Source organism: Methylobacterium sp. WL119 (genome assembly GCF_008039875.1).
In the GTDB taxonomy this organism is placed as follows: Bacteria; Pseudomonadota; Alphaproteobacteria; order Rhizobiales; family Beijerinckiaceae; genus Methylobacterium.
The window spans coordinates 1-11,576 of the sequence record NZ_VRUU01000132.1; the positions used below are offsets into that span (position 1 = coordinate 1).

The 11,576-nt window shown below is 71.4% G+C and carries 12 protein-coding genes and 1 pseudogene; 10 read left to right on the forward strand and 3 right to left on the reverse strand.

The genetic code is table 11. The features are described 5' to 3' along the window. Nucleotides 1–123: 123 nt before the first annotated feature. Nucleotides 124–333, reverse strand: a complete 210-nt coding sequence (locus FV227_RS25860) for a hypothetical protein (protein WP_147860227.1) — start codon at nt 331–333, stop codon at nt 124–126. A 108-nt stretch (nt 334–441) separates the two neighbouring features. On the opposite strand from FV227_RS25860, the gene FV227_RS25865 reads away from it, so the two are divergent. The 6 genes from FV227_RS25865 to FV227_RS25885 all read left to right on the forward strand — a co-directional run bounded on the left by FV227_RS25865 (nt 442) and on the right by FV227_RS25885 (nt 4,954). Then, the gene (locus FV227_RS25865; RefSeq protein WP_147860228.1) at nt 442–645 is read left to right on the forward strand and encodes a hypothetical protein; all 204 of its coding nucleotides are present in this window, start codon (nt 442–444) and stop codon (nt 643–645) included. Nucleotides 646–677: 32 nt separating this feature from the next. Beyond that, nucleotides 678–926, forward strand: a complete 249-nt coding sequence (locus tag FV227_RS29325) for a hypothetical protein (protein WP_147727629.1) — start codon at nt 678–680, stop codon at nt 924–926. 148 nt (nt 927–1,074) lie between these two features. Then, nucleotides 1,075–2,067, forward strand: coding sequence for a sulfate ABC transporter substrate-binding protein (locus tag FV227_RS25870; RefSeq protein WP_243985829.1), 993 nt, complete (start codon nt 1,075–1,077; stop codon nt 2,065–2,067). A gap of 125 nt (nt 2,068–2,192) precedes the next feature. Next, nucleotides 2,193–3,047, forward strand: a complete 855-nt coding sequence (gene cysT, locus FV227_RS25875) for a sulfate ABC transporter permease subunit CysT (RefSeq protein ID WP_147727628.1) — start codon at nt 2,193–2,195, stop codon at nt 3,045–3,047. Then, nucleotides 3,040–3,912, forward strand: a complete 873-nt coding sequence (gene cysW, locus FV227_RS25880) for a sulfate ABC transporter permease subunit CysW (RefSeq protein ID WP_147860229.1) — start codon at nt 3,040–3,042, stop codon at nt 3,910–3,912. Before cysT ends, cysW begins: the two co-directional genes overlap by 8 nt. 16 nt (nt 3,913–3,928) lie before the next feature. Then, a complete protein-coding gene (locus FV227_RS25885) occupies nt 3,929–4,954 on the forward strand; it encodes a sulfate/molybdate ABC transporter ATP-binding protein (RefSeq protein ID WP_281406275.1) in 1,026 nt (341 codons plus the stop codon). A 238-nt stretch (nt 4,955–5,192) separates the two neighbouring features. On the opposite strand, the gene FV227_RS25890 is transcribed toward FV227_RS25885, so the two are convergent. Beyond that, complete coding sequence (locus tag FV227_RS25890) at nt 5,193–6,668, reverse strand: amino acid permease (protein ID WP_147727626.1); 1,476 nt, start codon at nt 6,666–6,668, stop codon at nt 5,193–5,195. 266 nt (nt 6,669–6,934) lie between these two features. Between FV227_RS25890 and FV227_RS25895 the strand changes: the two genes are divergently transcribed. The 4 genes from FV227_RS25895 (at nt 6,935) to FV227_RS25910 (ending at nt 11,160) form a co-directional block, all read left to right on the forward strand. Next, nucleotides 6,935–7,735, forward strand: coding sequence for an alpha/beta hydrolase (locus FV227_RS25895; RefSeq protein WP_187274955.1), 801 nt, complete (start codon nt 6,935–6,937; stop codon nt 7,733–7,735). Between the two features lie 4 nt (nt 7,736–7,739). Continuing rightward, nucleotides 7,740–9,737, forward strand: a complete 1,998-nt coding sequence (locus FV227_RS25900; protein WP_147860230.1) for a PAS domain-containing hybrid sensor histidine kinase/response regulator — start codon at nt 7,740–7,742, stop codon at nt 9,735–9,737. A gap of 95 nt (nt 9,738–9,832) precedes the next feature. Then, nucleotides 9,833–10,891, forward strand: a complete 1,059-nt coding sequence (locus FV227_RS25905; RefSeq protein ID WP_147729454.1) for a cysteine synthase A — start codon at nt 9,833–9,835, stop codon at nt 10,889–10,891. Between the two features lie 113 nt (nt 10,892–11,004). Next, nucleotides 11,005–11,160, forward strand: coding sequence for a DUF3309 domain-containing protein (locus FV227_RS25910; RefSeq protein WP_147729453.1), 156 nt, complete (start codon nt 11,005–11,007; stop codon nt 11,158–11,160). A gap of 151 nt (nt 11,161–11,311) precedes the next feature. On the opposite strand, the pseudogene FV227_RS29330 reads toward FV227_RS25910, so the two are convergent. Continuing rightward, nucleotides 11,312–11,576: pseudogene (locus FV227_RS29330) on the reverse strand (serine protease); the annotation flags it as partial.

Below are 11,576 nucleotides of genomic sequence, written 5' to 3' on the forward strand. Positions count from 1 at the left end.
GCGCCCCGTCCGCCTGCGGGGCGCGGGCCCGGTCGCCGCCGACCGGCTCCATCCGCTCGACGGCCCCTTGAACGGCCCCCTCGATCGCCCGCTCGGCCGCTGACGCCCGGCGCCGGGCCCTCCTCAGTCGACCGCGATGGCGACGAGGGAGAACAGCCCGGCGAGCAGCAGGTTGGCGACGAGCACGAGGGCGATGACGGTCATGGACATCTTGTCGGTTGGGGCGGCCGGTCCGGCGCGCCGCCGTCCATAGCCCGGGCGCCCGGGCCCTGTCCGCGGGGCCGCCGGCGAAGCGCGAAAAGTCCCGCCGGCGATGCAGGCCGGCCACGTCACCGCGGAGCCGCAGGCAAGCGCCGACGGCGCGTCCGAACGTGCACGCCTTGCGTGTGCAACGCTTTCCCCACACCATCGTTAACGATCGGTTCGCGAACGGGGTGCGGCATGACGATGACAGCGATCGGCGGGGCCCTGACGGCGGCGTCCGGCTTCTTCGGCCTCGGCGCCCGCCTGCGCGCCGACGCGCCCGCGGCCCGCCCGGCGGCCGACCACGCCTTCGCCCCGCAGGCCGACGGCCCCGCCCCCGGCGATCCCTGGTTCGAGGCCGTGGCCGAAGCGCTGGCCGAGGCGGGATACCTCGACAGCTAGGGCGTCCGCGGCCTCGCGGTTCCTCCGCGTCCATGCATGCCTGGACGGGATCGCGGCTGCGCCGTCGCCTGTCCGTCATCGCCTCGCAGGCGCGGCACCGTTCGGCCCGAGACGCTAAAACGTTCGTTCTAAGAAACGGGCCGGTCACCGCAAATATCTTCTTCGGATGGGACGGTTCGGAGAAGATCCGGTTTTTCGCGTGTGAAATACCAGCGGGCTCGGCAAGCGATGGCGCATCGAAGCGCCGTGTTCCGGTCGTGCAGCGCCGCTCGACCAGTTGACAACGTTCTGTAAAAAGAACGAAAACCCGGTCTCTTCGTAGGGGATACGGGCCGAGGCCGGCGCGCATCCCGCGGTGATGACCGGAGGATCGGCGTGAGCGAGCGGCACGGAACACGGCGGACGGGGCGGATCGGGCGGCGGGCGGCCTTGGCGGGGCTGTGCCTGGCCGGCGGCCTGCTCACGGTGGTCGGCGCGCACGCCGAGACGGCCCTGCTCAACGTCTCGTACGATCCGACGCGCGAGCTCTACCGCGACATCAACGCGGCCTTCGCCGAGGACTGGAAGGCCAGGACCGGGGAGACCGTGACGGTGCGCGCCTCGCATGGCGGCTCGGGCTCGCAGGCCCGCACGGTGATCGACGGGGTCGACGCCGACGTGGTGACGCTGGGCATCCCCTCCGACATCGACGCGATCGCCAAGCTCACCAAGCGCATCCCCGAGGATTGGCGCGGCAAGCAGCCGAATGCCGGCCTGCCCTACACCTCGACGGTGGTGTTCCTCGTGCGCAAGGGCAACCCGAAGGGCGTCAAGGACTGGGGCGACCTCGCCAAGCCCGACATCAAGGTCATCACCCCGAACCCCAAGACCTCGGCCGGCGGGCGCTGGAACTTCCTCGCCGCCTGGGGCTACGCCTACAACCAGGACAAGGACGCGGCCAAGGCCGACGCCTTCGTCGGCACCGTCTACAAGAACGTGCCGGTGCTCGACACCGGCGCCCGCGGCTCCACCGTCACCTTCGCCCAGCGGGGCCTGGGCGACGTGCTGCCGACCTGGGAGAACGAGGCCTACCTCGTGCTCCAGGAGTTCGGCGCCGACAAGTTCGACATCGTCGTGCCGCCGACCTCGATCTACGCCGAGCCGCCGGTGGCGCTGGTCGACGCCAACGTCGACCGCAAGGGCACCCGCAAGCAGGCCGAGGCCTACCTGGCCTTCCTCTACACCGACAAGGCGCAGGCGATCTTCGCCAAGCACCATTACCGCCCGTTCAAGCCCGCCGCGGCGGCCGAGGCCGACCTCAAGCAGCTGCCGGACATCAAGCTGTTCAAGATCGAGGATCTCCAGGGCAACTGGGACGAGATCCAGAAGCGGAACTTCGACACCGGCGGCCTGTTCGACCAGCTGAGCCGCCAGGGGCGGTAGCGCCGACCGACCCCCTCTCCCTATCCGGGCAGCCGATCCCGGGCAGGCCCGAGGTCGCCGGGAGAAGGGACCCGCGATCGGGCCGGCCGCGTCGACCGATCCGAACGTTTCTCGAGAGACTTCCCATGGTCGCCCCACCCCGCCCGAAGCGGCGCTTCCGACAAGCCAGCGTGATCCCCGGCTTCGGGCTCACCTTCGGCTACACGCTGACCTGCCTCGGGCTGGTGGTGCTGCTGCCGCTGGCCGCCCTCGTCGCCAAGGCCTCGGGCCTCGGCCTCTCGGGGATCTGGTACGTCGCCACCGACCCGCGCGTGGCCAGCGCCCTCAGGATCAGCTTCGGCGTGTCGCTGCTCGCCGCGCTCACCGCCTCGGTGTTCGGCTTCCTCGTCGCCTGGGTGCTGACCCGCTACCGCTTCCCGGGCCGCAAGCTCGTCGACGCCGTGGTCGACCTGCCCTTCGCCCTGCCGACCGCGGTGGCGGGCATCGCGCTGGCCTCGCTCTATGCCCCGAACGGCCTCGTCGGCGCGCAGCTGGCGCGGCTCGGCATCCAGGCGGCCTACACGCCGGTCGGCATCTTCATCGCCATGGTGTTCATCGGCCTGCCGTTCGCCGTGCGCACCGTGCAGCCGCTGATCGCCGAGATCGACAAGGAGGTCGAGGAGGCCTCCGCGACGCTGGGCGCCACCCGGTGGACGACGCTGATCAAGGTGGTGCTGCCGCCGCTGATCCCGGCGGTGCTCACCGGCTTCGCGCTGGCCTTCGCCCGCGGCGTCGGCGAGTACGGCTCGATCATCTTCATCGCCGGCAACCTGCCCTACGTCTCCGAGATCGCGCCGCTGCTGATCGTCATCAAGCTCTCGGAGTTCGATTACGGGGGCGCGGCCGCCATCGCCACGATCATGCTCGGGATCTCGTTCCTGACCCTGCTGGCGATCAACCTGATCCAGGCCTGGAGCCGCCGGAGGTTCGGTTATGTCTGATCTGAGCCTGACGGCCGCGCCGGCGCAGGAGGAGGCCGCCAGCGAGGGCCGCCTCGTGCGCGGGCTGCTGATCGGCACCGCGGTGGTGTTCCTGGCGCTGTTCCTGGTGCTGCCGCTGTTCACGGTGTTCGCCCAGGCGCTCTCCCGCGGCGTGGGCGCCTATCTCGAGGCCTTCTTCGAGCCCGACGCCTGGACCGCGATCCGCCTGACGCTGACGGTGGCGGCGATCGCCGTGCCGTTCAACCTCGTCTTCGGGGTCGCAGCCGCCTGGGCCATCGCCAAGTTCGAGTTTCCCGGCAAGAGCCTGCTGATCACGCTGATCGACCTGCCGTTCTCGGTCTCGCCGGTGGTCTCGGGGCTGATCTACGTGCTGCTGTTCGGGAGCCGCGGCCTGTTCGGCGGCTGGCTGCAGGACCACGGCATCCAGATCCTGTTCGCGCTGCCCGGCATCGTGCTGGCGACGGTGTTCGTCACCTTCCCGTTCGTCGCCCGCGAGCTGATCCCGCTGATGCAGGAGCAGGGCAACGCCGAGGAGGAGGCGGCGCTGACGCTCGGCGCCACCGGCCTCCACACCTTCCGCACGGTGACGCTCCCCAACATCCGCTGGGGCCTGCTCTACAGCGTGCTTCTCTGCAACGCCCGCGCCATGGGCGAGTTCGGCGCGGTCTCGGTGGTGTCCGGGCATATCCGCGGCCTGACCAACACCATCCCGCTCCACGTGGAGATCCTCTACAATGAGTACAATTTCGTCGCCGCCTTCGCCGTCGCTTCGCTCCTTGCCGGACTCGCCCTTGTCACCCTCGCCCTCAAATCCCTCCTCGAATGGCGCTACGGGGCGGAGCTCGGGTCGCGGGCACGGCATTAACGCGAACTCGACCGCGATCCGCGTCGAAGGCCTGTCGAAGACCTTCGACACGGCCGCCGTGCTGCACGACTTCAACCTCGACGTGCGCGCGGGCGAGCTGCTCGGCCTGCTCGGCCCCTCGGGCTCGGGCAAGACGACGCTGCTGCGCATCATCGCCGGGCTCGACACGCCGGACCGCGGCCGCATCCTGTTTGGCGGCGACGACGCCACCTTCCTGCCGGTGCAGCAGCGCGCGGTCGGGTTCGTGTTCCAGCACTACGCGCTGTTCAAGCACATGAGCGTGGCCGACAACATCGCCTACGGGCTGAACGCGCGAAAGCGCGCGGAGCGGCCGCCGGCGCAGGAGATCAAGCGCCGCGTCGGCGAGCTGCTCGACCTGATCCGGCTGTCGGGCTTCGCCGACCGCTATCCCTCGCAGCTCTCGGGCGGCCAGCGCCAGCGCATCGCGCTCGCCCGCGCGCTCGCCGTCGAGCCGCGCGTCCTGCTCCTCGACGAGCCGTTCGGCGCGCTCGACGCGCAGGTCCGCAAGGACCTGCGCCGCTGGCTGCGCGAGATCCACGACCGCACCGGCCAGACCACGATCTTCGTCACCCACGACCAGGACGAGGCGCTGGAGCTCTCCGACCGCGTCGCCGTGCTCGACAAGGGGCGGCTCGAGCAGGTCGGCACCCCGGACGAGGTCCAGGAGAACCCGGCCTCGGCCACCGTGCTGCGCTTCCTCGGCGACGCCATCGAGGTCGAGGCGATCGCCGAGGGCGGCCGGGTCCGCGTCGACGGCAAGCCGACCCCGGTCGCCGCGCCCGCCGGCCTCATCGGCCCGGTGAAGCTGTTCGTGCGGCCCTGGCAGCTCCAGCTGGTGGAGCCCGCCACCGCCCACCTCACCGGCACCGTCCGCTCGTCCTACCGCAGCCAGGGCCGCCAGCGCATCGAGGTCGGCCGCCCCGACGGCGGCCTGCTGATCGTCGAGGATTCCGACGGCGAGCGCTACGCCGCCGGCCGCGAGGTCGGCCTGCGGATCAACGGGGGGTACGTGTTCGGGTAAGCTTCCTCTACGAGGGTACCAGGCTCACGCATCTCTGCCTGACGGTACCGGACGGCTCGTCGGAAGCGGCGCCTGGCCCCTGTCGCGAACAAGCGATCGAATTCCCGCCTCGTTGCCCGCGCTTGCGCCTCCGACGATCCGTGCACGGCGGTGATCGGTCGGCAGATCGATGCGATCTTAGGGCACCGCTTGCCCCGAGGCGTCTGACATCGCGCGATCGGAGCGGCACGGCCGCCCCTCACGCCGTGGTCCCGTCCCGGCGGCGGAGCACCGAGTGCTTGCGGCTGTAGAAGAAGTAGATCGCGAAGCCGATCGCCATCCACACGACGAGCCGCAGCCAGGTGTCGAGGGGCAGGCCCGCCATCAGGAACAGGCAGGACAGGATGCCGAGGATCGGCACCGTCGGCACGCCCGGCACGCGGAACGGCCGGTACATCTCCTTGTCCGAGCGGCGCAGGTAGATCACCGAGCCGCAGACCAGGATGAAGGCGGCGAGCGTGCCGATGCTGACCATCTCGCCGAGGATCCCGATCGGCACCAGCGCCGCCACGATCGCCACCGCCGCGCCGATCAGGATCTGGCTGCGATAGGGCGTCTGGTAGGTCGGGTGCACGTGGGCGAACAGGCGCGGCAGAAGCCCGTCGTTGGCCATGGTGTAGAAGATCCGGCTCTGGCCGTAGAGCAGCACCAGGATCACGGTGGTGAGCCCGGTGAGCGCCCCGAGCTTGATCAGCGCCGAGAACCAGGCGATGCCGATCACGTCGACGCCCTTGGCGATCGGGTCGGGGACGTTGAGGTCCTTGTAGGGCACCACGCCGGTGAGCACCGCGGCGACCAGCACGTAGAGCACCGTGCAGATCGCGAGCGAGCCGAGGATGCCGATCGGCATGTCGCGCTGGGGCGATTTCGCCTCCTGCGCGGCGGTGGAGACCGCGTCGAAGCCGATGAAGGCGAAGAACACCACGCCCGCGCCGCGCAGCACGCCGCTCCACCCGAAATGGCCGAAGCTGCCGTCGTTGTCGGGAATGAACGGGGTCCAGTTGGCCTGCTTGATGTAGCCGTAGCCGAGCACGATGAAGGCCAGCACCACGGTGAGCTTCACCGCCACCATGACGTTGTTGAGCCGGGCCGATTCCTTGGTGCCGCGCACCAGCATCAGCGTGAGCAGCCCGACGATCAGCACCGCCGGCAGGTTCATCAGCGCGGTGGCGTCCGACCCGTCGGCGAGCTTCACCGCGGTGCCGGGCGCGGCGGTGAAGCGGGGCGGGATGACGAGCCCGACATCCTTGAGCAGGCTGACGACGTAGCCGGACCAGCCCACCGCCACGGTGGCCGCGCCCATGGCGTATTCGAGGATCAGGTCCCAGCCGATGATCCAGGCGAAGAACTCGCCCAGCGTCGCGTAGGTGTAGGTGTAGCTCGATCCCGCCACGGGGATGAGCGCGGCCATCTCGGCGTAGCACAGGCCGACGAAGGCGCAGGCGATGCCGCCGGCGACGAAGGACAGCATGATCCCCGGCCCGGCATATTGCGCGGCCGCCGTGCCGGTGAGCACGAAGATGCCCGCGCCGATCACCGCGCCGATGCCCATCGCGATGATCGAGAACAGGCCGAGCGATTTCGAGAGCTGATGCCCGTCGCTCTCGCCCCCGGCGAGGATGTCTTCGACGGTCTTGCGCCCCGTCAGGCCGGAGGGTTGATCCGTGTCAGCCATGGTCGCTCCGATCCGCGCGGCGGCATCCGGCACCATGTCGGGCGGCTCTCGGGGATGCCAGCCGGCGACGCGACTGATCCCCCGGTTTCGCTCGGCCCCCGGTGACGTTCGGCCCGCCCCCGCCCGGCAAGGAGCGTGCCGTCCCGGCGGCGCCTCGGCCGGGCTGTCGAGTTCGTGAGCCCGCCGGCCGGGTTTTACCGGTATCCGGGCCCCGCGCACGGCACGGCGATGCGTGCTAGACCGGTTTTCGGCGGGGGAACGCGGGTTTGTCGGTCGTACAACGGCACAACACGAAGATCGCCGGGGCCGGCGAGACCGCGATGGTCTTCGCCCACGGCTTCGGCTGCGATCAGAACATGTGGCGCTTCGTGGCGCCCGCCTTCGAGGATCGCTACCGGACGGTGCTGTTCGACCATGTCGGCGCCGGCGGCTCGGACCTGTCGGCCTACGACCCGGCGCGGTACGCCACGCTCGACGGCTACGCCGACGACGTGGTCGCGCTCGCCCGCGCCCTCGGCGTGCGGCGCGGCGTCTTCGTCGGCCACTCGGTCAGCGCCATGGTCGGCATCCTCGCCGCGAAGGCGGCGCCCGAGCTGTTCGACACCCTCGTCCTGGTCTGCCCCTCGCCGCGCTACGTCGACGACGCGGAGGACGGCTACGTCGGCGGCTTCACCGCGGCGCAGGTGGAGGAACTGCTCAACTTCCTCGACAGCAACCACATGGGCTGGTCCCAGGCGATGGCCCCGACGATCATGGGCAACGCCGACCGCCCCGAGCTCGGCGCGGAATTGACCAACAGCTTCTGCCGCACTGATCCGGACATCGCCAAGCGCTTCGCCCGGACCACGTTCCTGTCCGACAACCGCGCCGACCTCGAGAACGTCGCCGCCCGCTGCCTGGTGATCCAGTGCGCGGAGGACGTGATCGCCCCCCGGGAGGTCGGCGAGTACGTCCACCGCAACCTGCCGGGCAGCGCGCTCGTCCTGCTCGACGCGACCGGGCATTGCCCGAACCTCAGCGCGCCCGAGGCGACGGTCGCGGCGATCGAGGCGTTCCTCCGAGGGTGATGACGTGGACGAGGCGACGCCCACCTCCGGGGTGCAGGAGGCCGACGACCTCGCCGACCTGTTCGAGAACGCGCCCTGCGGCTACGCCTCGGCCCTGCCGAGCGGGCGCCTGTCGAAGGTCAACCGGACGCTGGCGACCTGGACCGGATACCCGGCCGGCCACCTCGTCGGGCGCCGCTTCCTCGACCTGCTGACCATCGCCGGCAAGATCTACTACGAGACCCATTTCGCGCCGCTGCTGCGGATGCAGGGCTTCTTCAACGAGGTCGCCCTCGACCTCGTGCGCGCGGACGGCCAGACGCTGCCGGTGCTGGTCAACGCGGTGGTCCGCCGGGACGAGGCGGGCGAGATCCGCTTCATCCGGATCACCGTGTTCAACGCCTCCGACCGCCGGCGCTACGAGCGCGACCTGCTCGCGGCGCGGCGCGCCGCCGACGAGGCCACCGCCGCGCTGCGGGAGCTCAACCTCACCCTGGAGACGCGGGTCGCCGAGCGGACGGCCCAGCGCGACCGGGCCTGGCGGCTGTCGCAGGAATTGCTGATCGTGGCGCTGCCGGACGGCACCCTGGAGAGCGTCAACCCGACCTGGGCCGAGCTGCTGGGCTGGCGCGACGACGAGCTGATCGGCCGGTCGTTTGCCGCCTACACCCACCCGGACGACCTCGCCGCGACCCTGGCGGCCTTCGCCGCCATCCTGGAGCGGCCGCTCACGGTTCCGTACGAGTACCGCTTCCGCCACAAGGACGGCTCGTACCGGTCGTTCGCCTGGACCGCCGCGTTCGAGGACGGCCGCGTCTACGCCTCGGGGCGCGACACCACGCTCGAGCGGGAGCAGGCCGACGCCCTGCGCCAGTCGCAGAAGATGGAGGCGGTGGGCCAGCTCACCGGCGGCCTCGCGCACGACTTCAACAACCTGCTCGCGGGCATCGCCGGGTCGCTGGAGATGATGCAGACCCGGATGCGGCAGGGCCGGGTCGAGGACGTCGCGCGCTACATGGCCGCCGCCCAGGGCGCCGCGCGCCGCGCCGCGGCCCTGACCCACCGGCTGCTGGCCTTCTCGCGCCGGCAGACCCTCGATCCACGGCCCACCGACGTGAACCGCCTCGTGGCGGGGATGCACGAGCTGATCCAGCGCACCGTCGGCCCGGGCATCCCGGTCGAGGTCGCCGCCGGCGCGCGGCTGTGGACCGCCCTGGTGGACGCGTCCCAGCTCGAGAACGCGCTGCTGAACCTGTGCATCAACGCCCGCGACGCGATGCCGGACGGCGGCCGCATCACGGTCGAGACCGCCAACGCGCGGTTCGACGCGCGCGCCGCCCGCCAGCACGACATGCCGGAGGGGCAATACCTCGCGCTGTGCGTGGCCGACACCGGCACCGGCATGCCGCCGGAGGTGGTCGCCCGGGTGTTCGAGCCGTTCTTCACGACGAAGCCGATGGGGGCGGGCACCGGCCTCGGGCTCTCGATGATCTACGGCTTCGCCAAGCAGTCGGGCGGGGAGGTGCGGGTCCGCTCGGAGGTCGGGGCCGGCACCCGCGTGAGCATCTTCCTGCCCCGCCACCACGGCGATGCCGAGGTCGAGGACAAGGTGGCGGCCGGCCCGGCGCGGCCGCGCTCCGGGCAGGGCGAGACGGTGCTGGTGGTCGACGACGAGCCGACGGTGCGGATGCTGCTCGCCGACATCCTGGAGGACCTCGGCTACACCGCGATCGAGGCGAGCGACAGCGCCGCCGGCCTCAAGCTGCTGCAATCGGACGTGCGCATCGACCTGCTGGTGACCGATGTCGGCCTGCCGGGCGGGATGAACGGGCGCCAGATGGCCGATGCCGGCCGCGCCCGCCGGCCCGACTTGAAGGTGCTGTTCATCACCGGCTACGCCGAGAACGCCGCGCTCGGCGAAGGCCACATGGCCCCCGGCATGGCGGTGGTGACCAAGCCGTTCTCCGTCGACGCCATGGCCGAGCGCGTCCGCGCGATGATCGAGGCGCCGCGCCCGGCCTGATCGCCGGGGCGCCGCCCCCCGGCTTCCGATGGGCCGCCTTCTGATCTATCGCGGAGGGCGGCGCCCCGGGAGGCGCGCGATGCGGAGGCACCGGCATGGGCGTGGCGACGGATGCGGAGTGGGGCACCCGCCCCGACGTGCTGGCGGCGATCGGCGGCACGCCGCTGATCCGGCTGCGCCGGGCGTCGGAGGAGACCGGCTGCACCATCCTCGGCAAGGCCGAGTTCCTCAATCCCGGCCTCTCGGTGAAGGACCGGGCGGCGCGCGCGATCGTCGAGGACGCCGAGGCGCGCGGGCTGATCCGGCCGGGCGGCACCATCGTCGAGGGCACGGCGGGCAACACCGGGATCGGGCTGGCGCTGGTGGCCTCCGTGCGCGGCTACCGCACGGTGATCGTCATCCCGGTCACCCAGTCGGAGGAGAAGAAGCAGACCCTGCGGCTCGCCGGCGCCCGCCTCGTCGAGGTGCCGGCGGTGCCGTACGCCAACCCGAACAACTACGTCCACGTGGCGCGCCGCCTCGCCGAGCGGCTCGCGGCCACCGAGCCCGCCGGCGCGTTCTTCGCCGACCAGTTCGACAACGTCGCCAACCGCGGCGCGCACGAGCGGCACACCGGCCCCGAGATCTGGGACCAGACCGGCGGCACCCTCGACGGCTTCGTCTGCGCCGCCGGCACCGGGGGCACGCTCGCCGGGACGGCGCTCGCCTTGCGGGCGCGCAACCCCGAGGTCGCGATCGCGCTCGCCGACCCCGAGGGCTCGGCGCTCCACGCGCACTACACCGCCGGGACGCTCAAGGCCGAGGGCTCGTCGATCACCGAGGGCATCGGCCAGGGGCGGATCACCCGGAACCTCGAGGGCTTCGCGCCCGACCACGCCTTCCGCATCCCCGACGCGGAGGCGCTCGACATCGTGTTCGGGCTGATGCGGGAGGAGGGGCTGTCGCTGGGCGGCTCGTCCGGCATCAACGTCGCCGGCGCGATCCGGTTGGCGCGGGTGCTCGGCCCCGGCCACACCATCGCGACGATCCTCTGCGACGGGGCGGCGCGCTACGCCTCGAAACTGTTCAACCCCGCCTTCCTGCGCGAGCGCGGCCTGCCGACGCCGGACTGGCTGGACGAAGCCGGCGCGCCGCTGCCGGACTGGCACGCTTGAGCCGGCAAAACCGTCCGTCACGTTTGCGTGCGAATTATTTGAACGGAACGGATTGTCGCGGCGTTTGAACGGTCAAGCTCACGACCCGTGCGCTCCCGCGGAGACTTTCTTCCATGTCGCTCGTCACCATTCTGCTCATCATCCTGATCATTCTCGCCTTCGGTGGTGGCGGCTTCCTCGGCGGCGGCGCCTATCGCGGCCCGGGCTTCGGCCTCGGCGGCATCCTGATCATCGTCCTGATCGTGCTGCTGGTCACCGGCCGGCTCTGACGCCGGACGCGGGGGCCCGGTTCCGCGATCCGCGATCGGGGACCGGCTCCCGACGCCCCCTCCGCGATCTGCGGATCGCGGAGGGGGCTCTGTTTTCCGTGAGGTCTGATCTTCTTCACGCGAGCCGGGATCCACCGCGCTCGAAACCGCTCTAGCGGGCGCAGACGATCCCGATGACGGCGCCGCCGACCGCAGAGGCGGCGGCGCCGACGCTGCCGGCACCGGCGGTCGACGGCCGCGTCGCGATGCCGGCCTCGCCCAGGACGGCGGCGACGACCGTCCCCGGGATCACCGGGAAGCTCGCCGGCGGCATCACGCCCGCGATCAGCCGCGGCGCCGCCGGATAGGACGCCACGAGCCCCGCGAGGCCGCCCGCCCGGTCGAGCACCGGCGCGCCGGCCGACCCGGGCTGCAAC